Origin of the sequence: Streptomyces cyaneofuscatus (genome assembly GCF_042718795.1) — a bacterium.
Lineage (GTDB): Bacteria > Actinomycetota > Actinomycetes > Streptomycetales > Streptomycetaceae > Streptomyces > Streptomyces cyaneofuscatus_A.
On sequence record NZ_JBHXOX010000046.1, the window covers coordinates 22,399 to 43,783 of the forward strand.

The following is a 21,385-nucleotide window of genomic DNA, read 5'->3' on the forward strand; positions in this document are numbered from 1 at the left end:
CCTGCGTACGGTCCCCTCCATCGTCCTGCCGCAGGCCGGCCTCGGCACCCGGAGGGTCAGGCGGGCGGGGGCGGCGGGGTCATCGCCCACCGGATGGTCCGGGTCAGGGCCTTCCCGGCAGGGCGTACGCAGACCTCCTCGACCCCCGGCACCCGGGGCAGCCGCAGCGGCTCCCGGGCCCACGGCGGGAGCGCGGCCACGGCGTTGGCGGCGAGTACGGCGTACGGGGGACGGGCCGCCCAGGGCAGCGGCGGGTGCAGAAGGATGAAGCGGGCCGCGTCCAGGGCCTCCTGGGTGGGGCGCAGCTCCGGGCGGTAGGCGGCGATCCGGGCGGCCAGCTCCGCCCGGTCGTGCGGCGGGTCGGGGATGCCGAGGGCGTGGGCCACGGTCGCCATGTCGTGGATGTACCCGTCACAGCCGGCACCGTCCAACGGCCGTGCCCCGTACCGCTGGTGGGCGCGGAGGAAGCTGTCCACCTCGGCGATGTGCACCCAGCACAGGAGGTGCGGATCGGCCGCGTGGTACGGCTCCCCGGAGGGGGCGGTCCCGCGTACCCGCTCGTGCACGGACCGTACGCGGTCCACCGCCTCCTGGGCGTGGTCGGCCGTGCCGAACGTGGTCACCGCCAGGAACGTACTGGTCCGCTGGAGCCGCCCCCACGGATCGCCCTTGAACCCGGAGTGGCCCGCGACGGCGGCCATGGCGAGGGGGTGCAGCGACTGGAGGAGCAGGGCGCGCAGCCCGCCGATGAACATGGACGCGTCCCCGTGCACCCGGCGCACCGGCCGGTCCGGGCCGAACCAGCGGGGGCCGGGCGTGTTGTGGATCCGGGCCCGGTTCTCCGGCCCGGAGGGCCCCGCCACCCGGGAGAACAGGGCCCGGCCGAGCCGTTCCCGTACCCCGGAGTCTGGCTGCGCTGTGTCCATGCCTCCCAGTATGCGGGGCCGAGGGACACCCCCTACGGCACCCGGGCCGTCGGTGGGACACCCCCTACGGCACCCGGGCCGTCCACTCCTCCGTCGCGAACTTCGTCCGTACGAGCTCCTCGGCGCGCGCCAGCTCCGCGTCCGTCACGCGGCCGTCCGTGAGGCCGTGGCGCTTGCGGAAGGAGTCGATCATCCGCTCGATCACGACCTGGCGGGGCAGGCCGGTCTGCCGGCGCAGCGGGTCGACGCGCTTCTTCGCCGACCGGGTGCCCTTGTCCGACATCTTCTCCTTGCCGATGCGGAGCACCTCCAGCATCTTGTCGGCGTCGATGTCGTACGCCATCGTCACGTGGTGCAGCACGGCCCCCGGCCCGCCGTCCGGCCCCACCACCCGCTTCTGGGCCGCCCCGGCGATCTTGCCGACCTCGGTGGCGATGTCGTTGAGCGGCTGGTACCAGGCCTTGATGCCCATGTCCGCCAGCGCTTCGAGGACCCAGTCGTCCAGATAGGCGTAACTGTCGGCGAAGGAGAGCCCCGAGACGAGGGACTGCGGCACGGCCAGCGAGTAGGTGATGGTGGAGCTCGGCTCGGCGAACATCGCGCCGCCGCCGGAGATCCGGCGTACGACGTTCACACCGTGCCGCTCCACGCCCGCCGGGTCGACCTCGTTGCGCAGCGACTGGAAGCTGCCGATGATCACGGCGGGGGAGTCCCACTCCCAGACCCGCAGCGTCGGCGGCCGCACCCCCGCCGCCACCTCGGCGGTGATCACCTCGTCCAGTGCCATGTGCAGCGCGGGCGACTGAGGCGCGTCATGGATCAACTGCCAGTCGTAGTCGCTCCACTCCGTGGCCTGCGCCAGCGCCCGGCGTACGGCGATGGCGACGCCCTCCGCACTCAGCCCGAGCATCACCGTGGAGTCGGGCAGCGCCGCCTCGATCCGGGCCCCGAGCCCGGCGGTGTCCGTGGTGGCCGGGGCGCCCTCCAGCGCCGCGTCGATCGCGAGGATCGCCTCGTCGGGTTCCAGGAAGAAGTCCCCGGCCACGCGGACGTTCCGCAGCGCCCCGCCCTCCACGTCCAGGTCCACCACGACCAGCTTGCCGCCGGGAACCTTGTACTCACCGTGCACAGCGCCGCCTCCTGCTCGGAATCTCGTCGCCCGGCTCGGTGATGAGCCGGACACATCCGGCTATAACGCGCGCCGGCGCTTCGATCATCCCCCGCTCATGTGTCGGTGCGCGCCGGGACCATGCGCTGGTCGGGTCCGTTGTAGACGCCGAGCGGGCGGATCAGCGCGTTGTGTTCGAGCTGCTCGCTGATGTGCGCGGTCCATCCGGTGATCCGGCTCATCACGAAGATCGGGGTGAAGGCCGCGATGTCGAACCCCATCAGGTGGTAGGCGAGCCCGGCCGGGTAGTCCAGGTTGGGGTGGATGCCCTTGCGGCTGATCATGGCGTGGCGGAGCGCGGCGTGCAGCGTGGCCAGCCGGGTCACGTCCGGGTCGCCGGCGCGCGCCACCAGCCGGTCGGTGGCCTCCTGCATGATCGGTACGCGGGAGTCGCCGTGCCGGTAGACGCGGTGGCCGAACCCCATGATCTTCCGCCGGTCGGCGAGTGCCGCGTCGAGCCACTCCTCCGCCCTGTCCGGGTCACCGATCTCGTTGAGCATGTGCATCACGGCCTCGTTGGCCCCGCCGTGCAGCGGCCCCTTCAGCGCCCCGATCGCCGCCGTCACCGCGCTGTAGAGGTCGGAGAGGGTGGAGGTGACGACCCGGGCGGTGAACGTCGAGGCGTTGAAGCTGTGTTCGGCGTAGAGGATCAGCGAGACCTCGAAGCAGCGCACCACCTCCGGATCCGGCACGCTCCCGAAGCACATCCGGAAGAAGTTCTCCGCGTACCCGAGCGACGGGTCCGGCGGGACCGGGGCGAGCCCGTGCCGGCGGCGGTGGTCGGCGGCGACCACGACCGGCAACTTGGCGAGCAGAGCCAGGGACTTGGCGTGGTGGGCGGCGGTGCTGTCGTCCTCCTCGGTCGGGTCCTCCGACCCGAAGAAGCTCACCGCCGTCCGCAGCACGTCCATCGGGTGGCAGGTCCGAGGCAGCCGGGCCAGCAGCTCGGCCGTGGTGCGGTCCAGCGGCCGCAGCGCCCGCTCGCGGGCGGCGAAGGCCGTCAGCTCGGCGGTGCCGGGCAGCTCGCCGTACCAGAGCAGGTACGCGACCTCCTCGAAGGAGCAGCGGGCGGCCAGGTCCTGAACCGGATAGCCGCGGTAGGTCAGGGAGTTGGTCTCCTGGATGACGGTGGAGATGGCGGTGGTGTCGACGGCGACCCCGGCGAGACCGCGGTGGATCTCGGGGGTGGCGGGTGCGGGCATGGTGAACCTCCGGGCGTACGTGGATGAGGGGCTTGGTGGTCAGGCGCCCGGCGGCAGCGTGAAGTCGAGGACCGCCGAGTCGAACGCGCCGTACTCCTCGTAACCGAGCACCTCGTACAGCCGCGAACGCGTCTGCATCCGTGCGAGCAGAGCCTGTTGGGTGCCGTCGGCGGCCAGGGCCGCCAGCCCGTCCTCCACCGCGCCCATCGCGAGGCGGAAGAGGGTGACGGGGTAGAGGGCGATGTTGTAGCCGAGGTTCTCCAGCGTCGCCACGTCGAGCAGCGGGCCCTTGCCGAACTCCGTCATGTTCGCCAGCAGAGGTACGTCGACGGCGGCCCGGAATGCCTCGAACTCGCCCTCGTCCGCGAGCGCTTCAGGGAATACGGCATCGGCGCCCGCGTCCACGTACGCCTTCGCGCGGTCGATGGCCGCCGTGAGCCCTTCGGGTCCACGGGCGTCCGTACGGGCCATGAGCAGGAAGTCCGGATCGCGGCGGGCGTCGACGGCGGCCCGTACTTTACGGACCATCTCCTCGGGCCCCACGAGCGTCTTGCCGTCCAGATGGCCGCACCGCTTGGGGTTGACCTGGTCCTCCAGATGCAGTCCGGCCAACCCCGCGTCCTCCATCAACTGGACCGTACGCGCCGCGTTCATGGGCTCACCGAACCCGGTGTCCGCGTCGATCAGGGCGGGGAGATCCGTGACCCGGGCGATCTGCTGCGCCCGCGCCGCGATCTCGGTGGAGGACGTCAACCCGATGTCGGGGAGGGCCAGTTCGGCGGCGAGGACCGCCCCGGACAGATACACCGCCTCGAACCCGGCCTCCTGGATCAGCCGTGCCGAGTACGGGTTGACCGCGCCCGGCATCCGCACCAGCCGCCCGGAGGCGAGTTGTTCGCGGAACGAGCGGCGGCGCTCGGCCGGTGTCGTACGCGTGTGCAGCATCAGAACAGCCCCTTCGGCAGCCCCGCGTCGAAGGCGGCGACCGCCGCCGTGTCCACGGCCGGGAACAGCGCGTCGAGCCCGTCCGCCGACAGCTCCGCGAGCCCCTCGGCCGCCGCCAGGAAGCGGTCCTGGTCCCCGGCGGCGACGATGCCCTCCGCGAGCGTACGGAACTTCGCCACGTACTCCGCACGGTCGAACGGCCGCGCCCCCGCCGGGTGCGCGTCGGCCACCGCCAGCTCGTCCTCGATCACCGTGCCGTCCACCAGGGTGACCACCGCCCGCCCGCCGAAGGCCCGCCGCTCCGGGTCCGGGTCGTGGTAGCGGCGGGTCCACTCCGGGTCCTCCACCGTGGAGATCCGCTGCCACAGCTCGACCGTGCCCGGCCGCTGCGCCCGCTCCGGGGCGTAGGACCGCTCGTGGTGCCAGGCCCCGTCCTCCAGCGCCACCGCGAAGATGTACGGCACCGAGTGGTCCAGCGTCTCGCGGCTCGCCGTCGGGTCGTACTTCTGCGGGTCACCCGAACCGGAACCGATCACCTGGTGCGTGTGGTGGCTCGTGTGCAGGACGATCGAGCGGATCTTCTCCGTCGGGCCCGTCCGCTCCCGCAGCCGCCGCGCCAGGTCGATGACCGCCTGCGCCTGGTACTCGGCGGAGTGCTCTTTCGTGTACGTGTCCAGGATCGCCCGCCGCGCCTCGCCCGGCTCCGGCAGCCCCACCGTGTACGCCGCGTCAGGCCCGTCCAGCATCCGGGCGAGGAACCCGTCCTCACCCTCGTACACCGGCGACGGCGACCCCTCGCCGCGCATCGCCCGGTCCACCGCCTCGATCGCCGCCTTGCCCGCGAACGCCGGGGCGAACGCCTTCCAGCTCGAGATCTCGCCCTTGCGGGACTGCCGGGTCGCCGTCGTCGTGTGCACCGCCTGCTGGACCGCCTGGTACGTGGTCCCCGTGTCCAGCCCCAGCAGCGCCCCGAGCCCGCACGCGGTGGCGGCGCTCAGGTGGGCCACATGGTCGATGCGGTGCTCGTGCAGGCAGATGGCCCGCACCAGCGCCACATGGATCTCGTACGCGGCGACGATCCCGCGCAGCAGCTCGGCGCCGGTGCGCCCGGTGTGCTGGGCCACGGCGAGCAGCGGCGGGATGTTGTCACCCGGATGCGAATAATCCGCCGCCAGGAACGTGTCGTGGAAGTCCAGCTCCCGTACGGCCGTGCCGTTCGCCCAGGCCGCCCACTCGGGGGAGACCCTGACTTCGGGGGCCGCGCCGAACACGGCCGCTCCCGGGGCGGCGCGGTGCGCCAGGGCCTGGCTCCGGGCGACCGCGACCGGCCGGCGCAGCAGGGACGCCACGGCGACGGAAGCGTTGTCGACGACCCGGTTGACGGCCATCGCGGCCGCCTGCGGATCGAGGGCGGAGGCGTCCGGGGTGCCGGTGGCGACGGCCGCCAGCTTCCAGGCGAGCTGCTCCTCGCGGGGCAGCCGGGCGGCGCTGGGGTGGACGCGGACGTGGTGGTCGATCACGGGGCTCCTCGCAACGTCGGGTGGTGCGTTACGAGAGGAGCTTTCCCCGCCGCGCCCGCCGATGCGACCGGTCCACTGTGCACAATCCGTACAGCCCTGAGCTGCGAATCTGCGAATCTTGCGAAAGATGCGGATGCTACTTTCGCAGAACGCATCGGAGCGCCTCGGAGCGCCCCGGGGTGGAGGACAGGGGCGGGTGAGAGGAGCCGCGTGCCATGGGACGGCCGTCCGGACGCAGGATCTACGCCCACGCCAAGCTGCGGCGGCTGCGCCGCGAGCGCGGGATGAACCAGGTCGAGCTGGCCCGCGCGCTCGGCCTCTCCACCAGCTACCTGAACCAGATCGAGCACAGCCACCGCCCGCTCACCGCGCCGGTGCTGCTGCGGATCGCGGAGGTCTTCGGCGTCGGCCCGGAGTTCTTCTCCGAGGCCGACGAGGAGCGCCTCGCCACCGACCTCCGCGCCGCGCTCGGCGACGAGGCCTGCGGGACCCAGGTGCCGCTGGAGGAGGCCGCGGAGGTGGCCCGCGACCATCCAGAGGTGGCCCGCGCGCTGGTCGCCCTGCACCACCGCTACCGGGACGCCGCCGAACGCGTCGTCGCCCTCGCCCCGCCGCAGGACGGCGAGGCCCTGCTGACCGCCGAACCGCACGACGAGGTACGGGACTTCTTCTACGCCCACCACAACCACTTCGGCGCCCTCGACGCCCTCGCCGAACGCGCGGCGACCGACCTCGGCACGGGCTCGGCGGGCCGCACCGCCGACGCCCTGAAAGAACGCCTCGCCACCGGCCACGGCATCACCGTCGTCGTGGCCGACCCCGAACGGGCCGCCGACGCGCGAAGGTTCGACCCCGGCAGCGGCCTCCTGCTGCTCTCGCCCTGGCTCAGCGAGGCCCAGCGCGCTTTCCAGCTCGCCACCCAACTCGCCCTGCTGGAGCACGGATCGCTGCTCGACACCCTGGTCGCCGGCGGCGGACTCGCCTCCGAGCAGGCCGCCGGACTTGCCAGGATCGGCCTCGCCAACTACTTCGCCGGTGCCCTGCTCATGCCGTACACCGCGTTCCACCGGGCCGCCGAGGAGTTGCGGTACGACATCGAGCTGCTCCAGGCCCGCTTCGGCGTCGGCTTCGAGACCGTCTGCCACCGGCTCTCCACCCTCCAGCGGACCGGCGACCGGGGCGTGCCGTTCTCGTTCCTGCGCGTCGACCGGGCGGGCAACATCTCCAAGCGGCAGTCCGCCAGCGACTTCCACTTCTCCCGGCTCGGCGGCACCTGCCCGCTCTGGACGGTGTACGAGGCGTTCTCCGCGCCCGGCCGCATCCTCACCCAGGTCGCCGAAATGCCGGACGGCAAAAGGTACTTCTGGGTGGCCCGGACCGTGACGCGCGGCGGATTCGGGCACCGCGCGCCCCGGGCCGACTTCGCCGTGGCGCTCGGCTGCGAGCTGCGCCACGCCCACCGCCTGGTGTACGCCGAGGGCCTGGCCCTGGACGACCCCCGGTCGGTCACCCCCATCGGGCTCGGCTGCCGGATCTGCGAACGGCAGGACTGCGCCCAGCGGGCCCGGCCCCCGGCCGGGGGCCGGCTGGACGTCGACCCCGACCGGCGCACCCATGTGCCGTACCCGGTGGTCGCCGACGGCCGGTCCGCACCGCCTTCGGGGGTCAGCGGTGGGTGAACTCCGCGGCCCGCTTCTCGGTGAACGCCTTCATGCCCTCCTTCTGGTCGGCGGTCGCGAACACCGCGTGGAACAGGCGGCGTTCGAAGCGGACGCCCTCGGCGAGGGTGGTCTCGAAGGCCCGGTTCACCGCCTCCTTCGCCATCATCGCGACGGGCGCCGACATGCCGCAGACCGTGTCCGCGACGGCCAGCGCCTCGGTCAGCAGATCCGCGTCCTGGACGATCCTGGACACCAGACCGGCCCGCTCCGCCTCCTCCGCGTCCATGTTCCGGCCGGTGAGGCAGAGGTCCATCGCCTTGGCCTTGCCGACCGCGCGGGTCAGCCGCTGGGAGCCGCCGATGCCGGGGATCACCCCGAGCCGGATCTCCGGCTGCCCGAAGACGGCGGTGTCCGAGGCGATGACCAGGTCGCAGAGCATGGCCAACTCGCAGCCCCCGCCCAGGGCGTAGCCCCGTACGGCGGCGATCGTCGGCGTCCGGAGCTGGCCGAGCCGGTCCCAGGCGGCGAACCAGTCGCTGAGGTACATGTCCATGTAGCTCTGCGGCTGCATCTCCTTGATGTCCGCCCCGGCCGCGAACGCCTTGCTCCCGCTGCCGGTGATGACGATGCAGCCGACGTCCGGGTCCCGGTCCAGGGCCTCGGTCGCCTCGACCGTCTCGCGCATGACGTCCAGGCTGAGCGCGTTGAGCGCCTTGGGGCGGTTCAGGGTGAGCAGGGCGGTACGTTCCCGGCGCTCGACCAGGATGGTCCCGTACGGGCCCGGGACGGAGGCGCTCTCACGGTACTCGCTCACGCGGTGGTGCCCTTCTCTGTGTCAGCGGTGGCCGTCGATGCGGCATCGGTGGTGGCCGCCGAAGCGGCCCGGATGGCCCGGACGATCCCGGAGAAGTCCTGCTCCGCCCCCGCCCCTTCGGCGAACCGGGCGTACAACTCGGCCGCTCGCAGACCGAGTTCGGCGTCGATGCCGCCCGCGCGCAGGGCGTTGGCGGCGAGCCCCAGGTCCTTGGCCATCAGCGGCGCGGCGAACCCGGGGCGGTAGTCGCGGTTGGCCGGGCTGGTCGGGACCGGGCCGGGGACCGGGCAGTTGACGGTGAGCGCCCAGCACTGGCCGGAGGCCGCCGACGCCACGTCGTACAGCGCCTGGTCCGAGAGGCCCAGGCTCTCCGCGAGGACGAACGCCTCGCTGACGGCGATCATCGACACGCCGAGGATCATGTTGTTGCAGATCTTCGCCGCCTGCCCGGCTCCGGCCCCGCCGCAGTGCACCGCCTTCCTGCCCATCACGGCCAGCAGCGGCTCGGCCTCCGCGAAAGCGGCTTCCTCACCCCCGGCCATGAAGGTGAGCGTGCCCGCCTCGGCCCCCACCACCCCGCCGGAGACCGGGGCGTCCAGCGAGCGGTGACCGGTCGCCGCCGCTGCCGCGTGCGCGGCGCGGGAGTCGGCCACGTCGATGGTCGAGCAGTCGACGAACAGGGTGCCGGGACGGGCGGCTTCGAGCAGCCCCTCCGGCCCGTACAGGGAGAGGACATGGCGTCCGGCGGGCAGCATGGTGATCACCACATCGGCCACCGAGGCCGCGTCGGCGGCGGACTTCGCCCGCTCGACCCCGCTCTCCACGGCGGCCGCCAGAGAGGACTCGACGAGATCGTGGCCGAGCACCCGGTGCCCGGCGCGGACGAGGTTGGCGGCCATCGGGCCGCCCATGTGGCCGAGGCCGATGAAGGCGACAGTCGTGGTCACCAGGGCACCTCCTGCGGTGAGTCGTCCACGGCGAGGCAGAGTTCCTCGTCCCCGGTCGGAGCGAAGTACCGGGCCACGTCCGTGCCCGAGACCTCCACGAGCGTGCCGGGCGACCAACGAGGCGTCCGGTCCTTGTCGATCACCTGGGCGCGGATGCCCTCCACCAGGTCGGGGGAGGTCAGGGCCGCGTACGAGACGCGGTACTCCTGCTCCAGCACCCTTTCCAGCGGCCCGAGTTCGCGCGCCCGGCGCAGCGCGGCGAGGGTGACCTTCAGCGCGGTCGGGGACCGGCCGAGGATCGAGGCCGCCGCCTCACCGGCCGCCGGGGCGTCCGACGCGAGCAGCCGCGCCACGATCTCCTCGACCGTGTCGGCGGCGTAACAGGGGTCGATCCAGGAGCGATGGGCCTCCAGGGTGCCGGGAGGAGCGTCCCGGACGTGGCGGTGCAGCACCTCGGCGGGCGCGTCCGTCCGCAGCTCGGCCAGGAACGCGGGCAGACCGTCCACCGGTACGAAGTGGTCGGCCAGCCCGCACAGCAGCGCGTCCCGGGCCCCCACCACCGCACCCGTCAGGGCGAGATGGGTGCCCAGCTCGCCGGGGGCCAGCGCCAGCAGATAGGTGCCGCCGACGTCCGGCACGAAGCCGATCCCGGTCTCCGGCATCGCGACCTTGGACCGCTCGGTGACGATCCGGACGCTGCCGTGCGCCGAGATCCCGACCCCGCCGCCCATCACGATGCCGTCCATCACCGCCACGTACGGCTTCGGATAGCGGGCGATACGGGCGTTCAGCCGGTACTCGTCGCGCCAGAAGGCTGCCGACGCCTTGCCGCCGACGCGCGCGTCCTCGTAGATGGACCGGATGTCGCCGCCCGCGCACAGGCCGCGCTCCCCGGCCCCGGTGATGACGACGGCTGCCACCTCCGGGTCGTGCTCCCACCGGTCCAGGGCCGCCGCGACGGTCTCCACCATCGCGTGGGTGAGCGCGTTGAGCGCCTTCGGCCGGTTGAGGGTCACCACCCCCGTACGCCCTTCGGTGTGCACCCGTACGAGCTGCTCCTCGGTCATCGCAGGGCTCCCGTCAGGCTCCTGGCCACCATGACGCGCATGATCTCGTTGGTCCCTTCCAGGATCTGGTGGACCCGCAGGTCCCGCACGATCTTCTCGATGCCGTACTCGGCCAGATAGCCGTAGCCGCCGTGGAGTTGGAGCGCCCGGTCCGCCACGGAGTAGCCGGTGTCGGTGGCGAAGCGCTTGGCCATCGCGCACAACTCCGGTGCCCCGCCCACCTTCCGGTCCAGCGCCTCGGCGGCCTGCCGCACCAGTGCTCGGGCGGCGGCGAGTTCGGTCGCCATGTCGGCCAGCCGGAACTGGAGCGCCTGCGCGTTCAGCAACGGCCCGCCGAACGCCTCCCGGTCCGCGAGGTGGGCCAGCGAGCGGTCCAGCGCGCTCTGCGCACCGCCCAGCGAGCAGGCGGCGATGCCGAGCCGGCCGCCGTTGAGGCCGTTCATCGCGATGCGGAAGCCCTCGCCCTCGGCGCCGAGCAGCCGGTCCGCCGGGATGCGCACCCCGTCCAGCATCACCTGCCGGGTGGGCTGCGCGTTCCACCCCATCTTCCTCTCGTTGGCCCCGAACGAGAGCCCCGCGTCGTCCCGTTCGACGAGGAACGCGGAGATCCCGCCGGGCCCGTCCTCGCCGGTGCGGGCCAGCACGATGTAGAGGTGCGTGGCACCCGCCCCGGAGATGAACTGCTTGGTCCCCGTGAGCACGTAGTGGTCGCCGTCGCGCACCGCACGGGTGCGCAGCGCGGCCGCGTCGGAGCCCGCGCCCGGCTCGGTCAGGCAGTAACTGCCCAGTTGCTCCATGGTGCAGAGCTCCGGGAGATACCGGCCGCGCTGGACCTCGGTGCCGTAATGGTCGACCATCCAGGCGACCATGTTGTGGATCGAGAGGTAGCCCGCCACCGACGGGCAGCCGGTGGCCAGGGCCTCGAAGACGAGGACCCCGTCGGAGCGGGACAGCCCGGAGCCGCCCAGGTCCTCCCGTACGTACACACCTCCGAGGCCGAGCCCCGCCGCCTTCCGCAGGACGTCGACGGGGAAGTGCTTGTCCTGGTCCCAGGCCACGGCGTGCGGGGCCAGGTGTTCCTGGGCGAAGTCGAGTGTGGTCTCGACGACCGCGAGCTGGTCGTCGCTGAGCAGGGTGGTCACGGCAGTCATCCCATGGTCGGAATCGTGAAGCTCGCGCCGTCCCGGATCCCGGAGGCGGGCCAGCGCGAAGTGACGGTCTTGGTACGGGTGTAGAAGCGGATGGCGTCAGGACCGTGCTGGTTCAGGTCCCCGAAGCCGGATCGCTTCCAGCCGCCGAACGTGTGGTAGGCCACCGGCACGGGGATCGGCACGTTGACGCCGACCATGCCCGTGTCGACCCGGCGGGTGAAGTCGCGGGCGATGTCGCCGTCCCGGGTGAAGAGGGCGACGCCGTTGCCGTACGGGTGCTCCGAAGGCAGCCGCAGCGCCTCCTCGTAGTCCGCCGCACGCACCACGGAGACCACCGGGCCGAAGATCTCCTCCTGGTAGATCCGCATGTCCGGGGTGACCCGGTCGAAGAGCGAGGCACCCGCGAAGAACCCGTCCTCGTGGCCCTCCAGGGTGAAGTCCCGTCCGTCCACGACCAGTTCGGCGCCTTCCTCCACACCGAGGTCGACATAGCCGCGTACCCGGTCCACCGCGTCGCGGCCCACCAGCGGCCCGAAGTCGGCGTCCGGGTCGTCCGAGCGGCCGATCCGCAGCTCGGCGATCCGCTCGGTGAGCCTGGCCACCAGGGCGTCGGCGGTCTCCTCACCGACCGGCACGGCCACCGAGATCGCCATGCACCGCTCGCCCGCCGAGCCGTAACCGGCGCCGATCAGCGCGTCCACCGCCTGGTCCAGGTCGGCGTCCGGCATCACGATCATGTGGTTCTTCGCCCCGCCGAAACACTGCGCCCGCTTGCCGTGGGCGGCGGCCGTCGCGTAGATGTGCGCGGCGATCGGCGTCGAGCCGACGAAGCCGAGCGCCTTGACGCGCGGGTCCTCCAGCAGGGTGTCCACGGCCTCCTTGCCGCCGTTGACGACGTTGAGGACCCCGGGCGGAAGACCGGCCTCCAGGAAGAGTTCGGCGAGCCGCAGCGGCACCGACGGGTCCCGCTCGGATGGCTTGAGGATGAAGGCGTTTCCGCAGGCCAGGGCGGGTGCGGCCTTCCAGAGCGGGATCATCGCGGGGAAGTTGAACGGGGTGATGCCCGCCACCACGCCGAGCGGCCGGCGCAGCGAGTGGACGTCGATCCCGGCGCCCGCGTTGTCGCTGAACTCGCCCTTCAGCAGGTGCGGCACCCCGGCGGCGAACTCCACCACGTCCAGGCCGCGCGCGAGGTCGCCGTGCGCGTCGGCCACGGTCTTACCGTGCTCGGAGGAGAGCAGCCGGGCCAGGGAGTCCTTCTCCTTCTCCACGAGCTGGAGGAAGCGGAGCAGGACGCGGGCCCGGCGCTGCGGGTTCCACTCGCCCCACTCGACCTGCGCCTGCGCCGCGTCGGCGATGGCCGCCTCGGTCTCGGACCGGCCGGCCAGCGGCACCCGGGCCTGGACCCGGCCGGTGTTGGGGTCGTACACATCGCCGTACGTGCCCGAGGTGCCGGGCGTGTGCTTGCCGCCGATGAAATGGGTGAGTTCGCGGACCATGGAAACCTGCTCTCGTCGGTGAGATCGTCAGGAGAGATCCGGGGATGGCGCACGGGCCCCACCACCCACGGCGCACCGGTCGGGTGCGCGCGGGGCGTGACAGGGCTCGCCGTCAGGGGGGACGCGAAGGGCGGGAGCCGTCAGGGGGCGGGGAGAACCGCTCGCCGGGACGGGCCTGCGGGGCCGTGGGTGCGGACCGGTGCCATGCGTGTCTGCTCCATCCTCGTGGAAACACGGAACAATCCCGTGGCCGGTATCCTGACTCCCGGATCAGCGCGCGCCCTCATGCCTTCCCGACGGCTTCTGCACCGTCAGTGGCGTGTCCTGCGAGGACGAAACTCCCCGGTCACAGTGGCGGGACCGCGCCGGAATCGCACCGGCTTCCCTGACACCACGGGCCTTGAGGGTGCCCGGCTGCACGCCGGTCACCCCGCTGCTCACGAACATATAGTTGGACGTCCTAGTAAGTCCACCCCGCCTCGCCCCGGCTTCCCGCCGCCTCGCCCCGGCTTCCCTCCCCCGTCTCGCCCCGGCTTCCCCCGTCGCCTCGCCCGGCCCGCCTCCGCCTCGCCCGGCCCGCCTCCGCCTCGCCCGGCCTCCTCCCCGGCCCGGCGCGATCGCGCGCCCCGCTCCTGGCATGATCGGCCGACATGAGCGACGCACCACGGCACATCCTCGTCATCGGCATGGGCGCCGGCGACCCCGACCACCTGACCCTCGCCGCGGTGAAGGCCATGCGCAGGGCGCAGGTCTTCTTCGTGCTCGGCAAGGGCCGGGAGAAGGAGTCCCTGACCCGGCTGCGGCGGAACATCCTGGCCGAGCACCTCACCGGCCCCTACCGGGTCGTGGAGGCCGAGGACCCCTGGCGGGACCGTACCCAGGACGACCGGGGGCGCTACACCACGGCGGTGCACGACTGGCGCCACCGCCGCGCCGACATCTGCGAGCGCCTGATCATCGAGGAGCTGGCACCGGGGGAGACCGTCGCGTTCCTGGTGTGGGGCGACCCGTCCCTGTACGACAGCACCCTGGCGATCCTGGAAGACATCCGGGACCGGGGAACGGTGGAATTCGGCCATGAGGTGATCCCCGGGATCAGCAGCGTCTCCGCGCTCGCCGCCCGCCACCGCACCTCCCTGAACCAGGTCGGCCGCCCCATCCACATCACCCCCGGGCGGCGGCTCGCCGAGGGGTTCCCGGACGACGACGGCGACATCGTGGTGATGCTCGACGGCCACGAGAGCTTCACCCATCTGACGGGCAGGGGGCTGTGGATCTACTGGGGCGCCTACATCGGCACCCCGGACGAGCTCCTGGTCTCCGGACCGCTCGACGAGGTCGCCGAGCGGATCAGCCGGGTGCGCGCCGAGGCCCGCGAACGGCACGGCTGGATCATGGACACGTATCTGCTGCGCCACCTGCCGGAAGGCGACGACCCCACGGCGGGCACGCGCGGCACCGGCAGGTGACGGGCCCCGGCCCGCGAGCGGGAGCCCGGACAGGTGGACGGGGCCCGGACAGGTGAGCGGGCTACGTGACGCAGGGTGGCGGCTGACGTGACGAAGGGCGGCGGGTCGCGTCGAGGCGCGGGCGGCCGCCGCACCTCGTCGTCGGACCGGCCGGAGGTCAGCTCCGGGACTCGTGCGCCCGGATCACTCCGAGCCCATGGCCGAGGCTCGGGCACTCGGCAGTCAGGTCGTTCCCGCGCACCAGATAGTCGTGCACGCGTCCGTCGGCGGGCCGCTCGACGGCCCGGTACAGCGTGCCGTTCACGGTGATCGTCCAGTCGTCGCCGTCCTGGGCCCACCCGACTGTCTTCTTCATATGGCGCTTCCCTCACTCGTCGCCGCCGCGGGTCGGCGGCCGTGTATTGGCAAGAAGAACGGCCTGTGACGCTCAGTGGTTCCGGCTCGCCTACGCCATTTGGTTACATCTGCGTCACCGTGCCACCACGACCTGACCGGAAGTCAGCGAACCGGCGGCGAAAGGCGGAACAAGGTGAGGAAGGCCGGCGGTCATGGCCTGCCCGGGACCGGATCGTGCCAGGATGCCGGATCCGGTCCCGGACAGTGATGCAGGAGCGCCCGCTCCGCGCCCCTGTGCCGACTATTCGGCGCCACCTGCCGGGTCGGATTGGTGCGAGGGCCGTTCCGCTGCCCTCTGTCACCCGTTCGGGGGATGTTCCACCACAGTTCGGAACGCGCCCGGATGCCGTGTCTCACATCACGGTCCGAAGTGTGAACAACGGTGTGCGCCCGGCGGTCGTCCGCTTAGGGTGGCCGGTGCAGCTGGTTCGCCCTGTCCGCCAGGCAGGGTGTCGTAAGAGGGAACCCGGTGGGAATCCGGGACTGCCCCGCAGCGGTGAGTGGGAACGACCGCCGTCATACGCACTGGGCCCGGCCGGGTCTGGGAAGCGACGGCCAGTAGGTGTCTGCCCCGGCAGGCGTGCCCGCGAGTCCGAAGACCTGCCCGCTGCCCGCACGCGACCGTTCGCGTGCGGAGTTCCCGGTGACCTCGTGGGCGGGTCGGCGTAACCGTCGGGTGGACGGACACGGTCAGCGTGTCGCGTTCCGCCTGATTCCGTCACCCCTTCGCGTCCGCGTCCCGTCCCGGGATCAGCTGGAGACATGCTCGCGAAGGAGAGTCACGTGACAGCGAAGCCCGCAGCCGCGGCAGCACGGGCCACCGTGTACGGCTACCCCCGCCAGGGTCAGAACCGTGAACTGAAGAAGGCCATCGAGGGCTACTGGAAGGGCCGCGTCGACGCGGACACCCTCCGGCGGACCGCCGCCGAACTGCGCAGGGGAACCTGGCAGCAGCTCGCCGAGGCCGGAGTCCACGAGGTGCCGACCGGTGATTTCTCGTACTACGACCACGTCCTGGACACCAGTGTCATGGTCGGCGCTGTCCCCGAGCGGCACCGCGAGGCGGTCCGAGCCGACGCCCTCGACGGCTACTTCGCCATGGCCCGCGGCACACGGGACGTGGCCCCGCTCGAAATGACCAAGTGGTTCGACACCAACTACCACTACCTGGTGCCCGAGTTGGGCCCGGACACGGTGTTCACCGCCGACTCCGCCAAGCAGGTCGCCGAGCTGAAGGAGGCCCTGGCGCTGGGCCACACCCCGCGCCCGGTCCTCGTCGGGCCCGTCACCTACCTCCTGCTCGCCAAGGCGGCCCCCGGGGTCGCCGCCGACTTCGAACCGCTGACCCTGCTGGACCGGCTCCTGCCCGTGTACGCCGAAGTCCTCGCGGACCTGCGGGCGGCGGGCGCCGAGTGGGTGCAGCTGGATGAGCCCGCGCTCGTCCAGGACCGCACCCCGGCCGAGCTGAACGCCGCCGCCCGCGCCTACCGCGAACTCGGCGGTCTCGCGGACCGGTCCAAGCTGCTCGTCGCCTCCTACTTCGGCCGGCTCGGCGAGGCCCTGCCGGTGCTCGCCAAGTCCCCGGTGGAGGGGCTCGCGCTGGACTTCACCGAGTCCGGCGCCGCGAACCTCGCCGACCTCGCGGCGGCCGGCGGACTGCCCGGCAAGCGCCTCGTCGCGGGCGTCGTCAACGGCCGCAACATCTGGATCAACGACTACGAGAAGTCGCTCGCCACCCTCGGCACGCTCCTCGGCCTCGCGGATCACGTCGACGTCTCCGCTTCCAGCTCCCTCCTGCACGTCCCGCTGGACGCCACGGCCGAACACGACATCGACCCGCAGGTCGCCCGCTGGCTGGCCTTCGCCCAGCAGAAGACCCAGGAGATCGTCATCCTGGCGCGCGGCCTGGCCTCCGGCACCGAGGCCATCGCCGCCGAACTCGCCGCCAACCGGGCCGACCTGGCCTCCCGCACCGACGCCGTCATCACCCGCGACCCGGCCGTCCGGGCCCGTACGGCTGCCATCACCGACGCCGACGGCCGCCGCTCCCAGCCGTACGCCGAGCGGACCCTCGCCCAGCGCGCCCACCTCGGGCTGCCGCTCCTGCCGACCACCACGATCGGCTCGTTCCCGCAGACCACCGAACTCCGCACCGCGCGCGCCGACCTGCGCGCGGGCCGGATCGACGAGGCCGGGTACGAGGAGCGGATCAAGGACGAGATCCGTGAGGTCCTCTCCTTCCAGGAGAAGGCCGGGATCGACGTCCTGGTCCACGGCGAGCCCGAACGCAACGACATGGTCCAGTACTTCGCCGAGCAGCTCACCGGCTACCTCGCCACGCAGCACGGCTGGGTCCAGTCGTACGGCACCCGCTACGTCCGCCCGCCGGTCCTCGCCGGGGACATCTCGCGCCCCGAGCCGATGACCGTGCGCTGGACGGCGTACGCGCAGTCGCTGACCGAGCGCCCCGTCAAGGGCATGCTCACCGGCCCGGTCACCATGCTCGCCTGGTCCTTCGTCCGCGACGACCAGCCGCTCGGCGAGACCGCCCGCCAGGTGGCGCTCGCCCTGCGCGACGAGGTGAACGACCTGGAGGCGAACGGCACTTCGGTGATCCAGGTCGACGAGCCCGCCCTGCGCGAGACGCTGCCGCTGCGGGCCGACGAGCACGCCGCGTACCTTCAGTGGGCGACGGAGTCCTTCCGCCTCGCCACCTCCGGGGTGCGGCCGGACACCCAGATCCACACCCACATGTGCTACGCGGAGTTCGGCGACATCGTCCAGGCCATCGACGACCTCGACGCCGACGTCATCAGCCTGGAGGCGGCCCGCTCCCACATGCAGGTCGCCCGCGAACTGGCCGCCCACGGCTACCCGCGTGAGGCCGGACCCGGCGTCTACGACATCCACTCCCCGCGCATCCCGAGCACGGAAGAGGCAGCGGCCCTGCTGCGCAAGGGACTTGAGGCCATCCCGGCCGAGCGGCTGTGGGTGAACCCCGACTGCGGCCTGAAGACCCGGGGGTGGCCCGAGACCCGGACCTCCCTGGAGAACCTGGTCGCCGCCGCGCGGGAGATCCGCGCGGAGCTGCCCACCGAAGCGGCGTGATCCGACCCGGTACGGGAGCGGCCACCGCCGCTCCCGTACCGGGCGCGTGACCCCGACTCTGTGCGGGAGCAGGTCGGTTCGGATGCCCGGTCGGCCGGAGTGCGTTCTTCCCCAACGGGAGAGTTAGGTTAGCCTAACCAGCGAATCCCGGTTGTGGATCTTGCACTCCGATCGAAGGGCTTCGCCATGGAGCGTGCTCAGGGCCTGCTGTCCGCCGAACTCCCTTTGCGACGTGCGGCGTGAGCGCCGGTACGGGAGCCGCTCTCGCGGGCGGCGTCGACGGACCCGGTCACCTGCGCGCCCTGACCACCGTGGTCCTGGACACCCTGGAGACCGCCGCCCGGGCCCGGGGCGGACCGCTGCCCGCCGGCGGCCCGGACGCCGTGGCCCGGCGGACCGCCGCCCTGGCCGCACCGGTGCTGCCCGAGGAGGGCGTCGGGTCCGAGGCCGCGCTCGCGGATCTGGTACGGGCGGTCGCCGAGGGGGCCGCCGATCCGGCCGACCCCGCGTGCGTCGCCCATCTGCACTGCCCGCCGCTGGCCGTGGCGGCCGCGGCGGAGCTGGCGGGGGCGGCGCTCAACCCGTCGATGGACTCCTGGGACCAGGCGCCCGCCGCCGGGGTCATCGAGGAGCTGACCACCGCCGCCCTGGCCCGGCTCGTCCACCCGGAAGCCCCCGCACCCAACGCCCTCATCACCAGCGGCGGCACCGAGTCCAACCTGGTCGCCCTGCTCCTCGCCCGCGAACGGGCGGCGTCCGCGCCCCTGCGCGTGGTGACCGGTGCCAACGCGCACCACAGCGTGCACCGGGCCGCCTGGATGCTCGGCCTGCCCGCCCCTGCCGTCGTCGCGTGCCACGACGGCCGCATCGACCCCGCCGCCCTCGACCGCGCCCTCGACGGGCTCGGCGGCGGACCGGTCCTGGTCGTCGCCACCGCCGGGACCACCGACGAGGGGCGCATCGACCCGCTCCCCGAGATCGCCCGGATCGCGGAACGGTACGGTGCCGAACTCCACGTCGACGCGGCTTACGGCGGGCCCCTGTTGTTCAGCGAGCGCCTGGCGCCTCAGCTCGCGGGGCTCGATCAGGCCGTCTCCGTAACGCTCGACCTGCACAAGCTCGGCTGGCAGCCGGTCGCCGCCGGAGTGCTCGCCGTCGCGGACACCGCCCTGCTCGCCCCACTCTCCCTGCGCACCGACTACCTCAACGCCGACGACGACACCGAGGCCGGCCTCCCCGACCTGCTCGGCCGCTCGGTCCGTACGACCCGGCGCCCCGACGCGCTGAAGATGGCGGTCACCTTCCGGGCGCTGGGCCGCCGGGGGCTGAGCGAACTGGTCGAGCACTGCGTACGTACGGCGGAGGAGTTCGGCCGGGCCGTCGACGCCCGGCCCGCACTGCGCCGCCGGCCCGGCGCGATCGGGATCAGCACCGTGCTGTTCCGGCCGGTGGTGGCCGACGAGTTGGAGGCGGAGGCCGGGGACGCCGTCGTCGCAGAGGTCCGCCGCACGCTGCTCATGGACGGCCGGGCCGTCCTCGGGCGGGCGGTGGCCGAGGACGGCGACGGCAGGCGCCGACTCTGGCTCAAGGCCACGTTGCTGCACCCCGCCGCCGCGAGCGCCGTCCTGCTGCCGCTGCTCGACCTGGTGACGGAGGCGGCGGAGCGGGCGGCGGCGGGCGGAGACGGCGACAGCCGTTCCGGCGCCGGCGGTACCGGCGCCCCGGCGGCGGAAAGGCTGTCGCCATGACGTTCGCCATGACGTTGCCGACGCGCACGCATCCCGTGGGAGGAACCCGATGACGCCCGGACCGCGAACCCCGCCCCTCGATCTGCTGGGGGTGGGCGCAGGGCCCTTCAACCTCTCGCTCGCCGCACTCGCCGACGGCGTACCCGGCCTGCGCAGCGCCTTCCACGAACAGCGCACCGCCTTCCACTGGCACCCCGGCCTGCTCATCGAGGGAGCGATCCTCCAAGTCCCCTTCCTGGCGGACCTGGTGAGCCTGGTGGATCCCATCAGCCCTTGGTGCTACCTCAATTACCTCAAGACGCGGCGCAGGCTCTTCCCGTTCTACTTCGCCGAGCGCTTCCATATCCACCGCTCCGAGTTCGACAACTACCTGCGCTGGGTGAGCACCGAACTGCCCTCCACCCACTTCGGCCAGCGCGTCGATGCCATCGCCTGGGACGCGGGGCAGAGCGCGTTCGCCGTCGACTTCACCCGGCTCGGCCCGGACGGCGAGAGCCTCGGGGGCGGGCTCACCCACGCCCGTAACCTCGCCCTCGGCGTCGGTACGGCGCCCCATGTCCCCGAGCCGCTGAGGGCCCTGGAGGCGGACCCCGTACCCCTCGTCCTGCACTCCGCCGACTACCTGGCCCAGCGGGACCGGCTGCTCGCGGCCCGGCATGTCACGGTCGTCGGCTCGGGGCAGTCGGGCGCCGAAGTCCTGCTGGACCTGCTGCGGTTGAGGCCGGAGGGAGCGGAGGGGCTCACCTGGCTCGCCCGTACCCCGGCCTTCGCGCCCATGGAGTACAGCAAGATCGGCCTGGAGCAGTTCACCCCGGACTACACGCGCTACTTCCACGGGCTCCCGCAGGCCACCCGGGACCGGTTGCTGCCCAGCCAGTGGCAGCTCTACAAGGGGGTCAGCGGGGACACCCTCGGGGACATCCACGACGAGTTGTACCGGCGCAGCCTCGGCGGCGGCTGGCCCGACGTGACCCTCACGCCCGGCATCGAGGTCACCGGCGCCACCGTCACGGGGAGCGGCCGCATCGAACTGGCCGTGGAGCACGGCCAGCAGGAGGCCCTGGGAAGGCTGACCACGGACGCGGTGGTCCTCGCCACCGGGTACCGGGAGCGACCCGTCGATACGCTGCTCGCCGCCCTGGACCCGTACATCGTCCGCGACGACGCCGGGCGCCCGCAGGTCGACGAGGCCCAACGGCTGGTCCTGGCACCGGAGATCGACGGCTCGGTCTTCGTGCAGAACGCGGAACGGCATACGCACGGGGTCGGCGCCCCCGATCTGGGCCTGGCGGCCTGGCGCTCCGCCGTCATCATCAACGCGCTGACGGGCAAGGAGACTTACCCGCTGCCGGACCGGACCGCCTTCACGACGTTCGGACTCGGTGCGGACGACCGGGGTGGCGTACCGAGCCGCATAGCCGAAGAGCGGCGGTAGTACGGCGCTGGGCCGCGCGGTGGGGTGCACCGTGCGGCCCAGGGGGGTGTTGCTCGTGGTGTTGCTGCTGGGGTTGTTCAGCCCTTGCGGGTGTTGATCTCTTCGGTGAGCTGGGGGACGACGGTGAAGAGGTCGCCGACGACGCCGTAGTCGACGAGGTCGAAGATCGGGGCCTCGGCGTCCTTGTTGACCGCGACGATGGTCTTCGACGTCTGCATCCCGGCCCGGTGCTGTATCGCGCCGGAGATACCGGAGGCGATGTAGAGCTGGGGGGAGACGGACTTGCCGGTCTGGCCGACCTGGGAGGTGTGCGGGTACCAGCCCGCGTC

17 protein-coding genes and 2 riboswitches are annotated in these 21,385 nt (G+C 72.6%); of the genes, 5 read left to right on the forward strand and 12 right to left on the reverse strand.

Annotation, left to right across the window (positions count from 1 at the left end; all coding sequences use genetic code 11):
• Window positions 1–56: 56 nt before the first annotated feature.
• The 5 genes from ACFWRT_RS35485 to ACFWRT_RS35505 form a co-directional block, all read right to left on the reverse strand.
• A complete protein-coding gene (locus ACFWRT_RS35485; protein ID WP_380955251.1) occupies window positions 57–926 on the reverse strand; it encodes an oxygenase MpaB family protein in 870 nt (289 codons plus the stop codon).
• Window positions 927–990: 64 nt separating this feature from the next.
• On the reverse strand, window positions 991–2,055 hold the full coding sequence (locus tag ACFWRT_RS35490) for a lipoate--protein ligase family protein (protein WP_380955252.1): 1,065 nt from the start codon (window positions 2,053–2,055) through the stop codon (window positions 991–993).
• Window positions 2,056–2,150: 95 nt separating this feature from the next.
• Window positions 2,151–3,296 (reverse strand): bifunctional 2-methylcitrate synthase/citrate synthase, encoded by a 1,146-nt coding sequence (locus tag ACFWRT_RS35495; protein ID WP_380955253.1) that lies wholly within the window; start codon window positions 3,294–3,296, stop codon window positions 2,151–2,153.
• A 39-nt stretch (window positions 3,297–3,335) separates the two neighbouring features.
• Window positions 3,336–4,241, reverse strand: a complete 906-nt coding sequence (gene prpB, locus ACFWRT_RS35500; protein WP_380955255.1) for a methylisocitrate lyase — start codon at window positions 4,239–4,241, stop codon at window positions 3,336–3,338.
• The gene (locus tag ACFWRT_RS35505) at window positions 4,241–5,761 is read right to left on the reverse strand and encodes an MmgE/PrpD family protein (RefSeq protein WP_380955257.1); all 1,521 of its coding nucleotides are present in this window, start codon (window positions 5,759–5,761) and stop codon (window positions 4,241–4,243) included. Before ACFWRT_RS35505 ends, prpB begins: the two co-directional genes overlap by 1 nt.
• Window positions 5,762–5,976: 215 nt before the next feature.
• On the opposite strand from ACFWRT_RS35505, the gene ACFWRT_RS35510 reads away from it, so the two are divergent.
• Window positions 5,977–7,440: a short-chain fatty acyl-CoA regulator family protein gene (locus ACFWRT_RS35510; protein WP_380955258.1), complete on the forward strand. Its 1,464-nt coding sequence runs from the start codon at window positions 5,977–5,979 to the stop codon at window positions 7,438–7,440.
• Here the strand turns inward: ACFWRT_RS35510 and ACFWRT_RS35515 are convergent.
• From ACFWRT_RS35515 to ACFWRT_RS35535, 5 genes are read right to left on the reverse strand one after another with little or no spacing between them, the layout of a single operon-like run.
• The gene (locus ACFWRT_RS35515; protein WP_380955259.1) at window positions 7,427–8,236 is read right to left on the reverse strand and encodes an enoyl-CoA hydratase; all 810 of its coding nucleotides are present in this window, start codon (window positions 8,234–8,236) and stop codon (window positions 7,427–7,429) included. The two genes, ACFWRT_RS35510 and ACFWRT_RS35515, sit on opposite strands and share 14 nt — an antisense overlap.
• Window positions 8,233–9,183 carry a 3-hydroxyisobutyrate dehydrogenase gene (mmsB, locus tag ACFWRT_RS35520; RefSeq protein ID WP_380955260.1) on the reverse strand — a complete coding sequence of 317 codons (951 nt, stop codon included), beginning with the start codon at window positions 9,181–9,183 and terminating at the stop codon, window positions 8,233–8,235. The genes ACFWRT_RS35515 and mmsB overlap by 4 nt, the downstream gene beginning before the upstream one ends.
• Entirely contained in the window at window positions 9,180–10,250 is a 1,071-nt protein-coding gene (locus tag ACFWRT_RS35525) for an enoyl-CoA hydratase/isomerase family protein (protein ID WP_380955261.1), read from the reverse strand. The genes mmsB and ACFWRT_RS35525 overlap by 4 nt, the downstream gene beginning before the upstream one ends.
• Complete coding sequence (locus tag ACFWRT_RS35530) at window positions 10,247–11,401, reverse strand: acyl-CoA dehydrogenase family protein (RefSeq protein ID WP_380955262.1); 1,155 nt, start codon at window positions 11,399–11,401, stop codon at window positions 10,247–10,249. Before ACFWRT_RS35530 ends, ACFWRT_RS35525 begins: the two co-directional genes overlap by 4 nt.
• A complete protein-coding gene (locus tag ACFWRT_RS35535; protein ID WP_380955263.1) occupies window positions 11,398–12,900 on the reverse strand; it encodes a CoA-acylating methylmalonate-semialdehyde dehydrogenase in 1,503 nt (500 codons plus the stop codon). The genes ACFWRT_RS35530 and ACFWRT_RS35535 overlap by 4 nt, the downstream gene beginning before the upstream one ends.
• Window positions 12,901–13,131: 231 nt before the next feature.
• A riboswitch (cobalamin riboswitch) is annotated at window positions 13,132–13,311 on the reverse strand.
• A 239-nt stretch (window positions 13,312–13,550) separates the two neighbouring features.
• On the opposite strand from ACFWRT_RS35535, the gene cobF reads away from it, so the two are divergent.
• Window positions 13,551–14,369, forward strand: coding sequence for a precorrin-6A synthase (deacetylating) (gene cobF / locus ACFWRT_RS35540; RefSeq protein ID WP_380955264.1), 819 nt, complete (start codon window positions 13,551–13,553; stop codon window positions 14,367–14,369).
• 157 nt (window positions 14,370–14,526) lie between these two features.
• On the opposite strand, the gene ACFWRT_RS35545 is transcribed toward cobF, so the two are convergent.
• The gene (locus tag ACFWRT_RS35545) at window positions 14,527–14,724 is read right to left on the reverse strand and encodes a hypothetical protein (RefSeq protein ID WP_015612446.1); all 198 of its coding nucleotides are present in this window, start codon (window positions 14,722–14,724) and stop codon (window positions 14,527–14,529) included.
• A 461-nt stretch (window positions 14,725–15,185) separates the two neighbouring features.
• A riboswitch (cobalamin riboswitch) is annotated at window positions 15,186–15,375 on the forward strand.
• Window positions 15,376–15,548: 173 nt separating this feature from the next.
• Here ACFWRT_RS35545 and metE point away from each other — a divergent pair.
• From metE to ACFWRT_RS35560, 3 genes are all read left to right on the forward strand, one after another.
• The gene (metE, locus tag ACFWRT_RS35550) at window positions 15,549–17,873 is read left to right on the forward strand and encodes a 5-methyltetrahydropteroyltriglutamate--homocysteine S-methyltransferase (RefSeq protein WP_380955266.1); all 2,325 of its coding nucleotides are present in this window, start codon (window positions 15,549–15,551) and stop codon (window positions 17,871–17,873) included.
• A gap of 239 nt (window positions 17,874–18,112) precedes the next feature.
• The gene (locus ACFWRT_RS35555) at window positions 18,113–19,621 is read left to right on the forward strand and encodes a pyridoxal phosphate-dependent decarboxylase family protein (protein ID WP_380955267.1); all 1,509 of its coding nucleotides are present in this window, start codon (window positions 18,113–18,115) and stop codon (window positions 19,619–19,621) included.
• 49 nt (window positions 19,622–19,670) lie between these two features.
• A complete protein-coding gene (locus ACFWRT_RS35560; protein WP_380955269.1) occupies window positions 19,671–21,056 on the forward strand; it encodes a lysine N(6)-hydroxylase/L-ornithine N(5)-oxygenase family protein in 1,386 nt (461 codons plus the stop codon).
• Window positions 21,057–21,133: 77 nt separating this feature from the next.
• Here ACFWRT_RS35560 and ACFWRT_RS35565 read toward each other — a convergent pair.
• Window positions 21,134–21,385 (reverse strand): electron transfer flavoprotein subunit alpha/FixB family protein (locus tag ACFWRT_RS35565; protein WP_380955270.1); only part of this gene is annotated, 252 nt, incomplete at its 5' end.

Coding starts and splice junctions, on each gene's coding strand:
- ACFWRT_RS35525 (WP_380955261.1), bottom strand. CDS start 10,250: ATGACCGAGGAGCAGCTCGTACGGGTGCACACCGAAGGGCGTACGGGG.
- cobF (WP_380955264.1), top strand. CDS start 13,551: ATGAGCGACGCACCACGGCACATCCTCGTCATCGGCATGGGCGCCGGC.
- prpB (WP_380955255.1), bottom strand. CDS start 4,241: ATGCTGCACACGCGTACGACACCGGCCGAGCGCCGCCGCTCGTTCCGC.
- ACFWRT_RS35530 (WP_380955262.1), bottom strand. CDS start 11,401: ATGACTGCCGTGACCACCCTGCTCAGCGACGACCAGCTCGCGGTCGTC.
- ACFWRT_RS35545 (WP_015612446.1), bottom strand. CDS start 14,724: ATGAAGAAGACAGTCGGGTGGGCCCAGGACGGCGACGACTGGACGATC.
- ACFWRT_RS35535 (WP_380955263.1), bottom strand. CDS start 12,900: ATGGTCCGCGAACTCACCCATTTCATCGGCGGCAAGCACACGCCCGGC.
- ACFWRT_RS35495 (WP_380955253.1), bottom strand. CDS start 3,296: ATGCCCGCACCCGCCACCCCCGAGATCCACCGCGGTCTCGCCGGGGTC.
- ACFWRT_RS35485 (WP_380955251.1), bottom strand. CDS start 926: ATGGACACAGCGCAGCCAGACTCCGGGGTACGGGAACGGCTCGGCCGG.
- ACFWRT_RS35560 (WP_380955269.1), top strand. CDS start 19,671: ATGACGCCCGGACCGCGAACCCCGCCCCTCGATCTGCTGGGGGTGGGC.
- ACFWRT_RS35510 (WP_380955258.1), top strand. CDS start 5,977: ATGGGACGGCCGTCCGGACGCAGGATCTACGCCCACGCCAAGCTGCGG.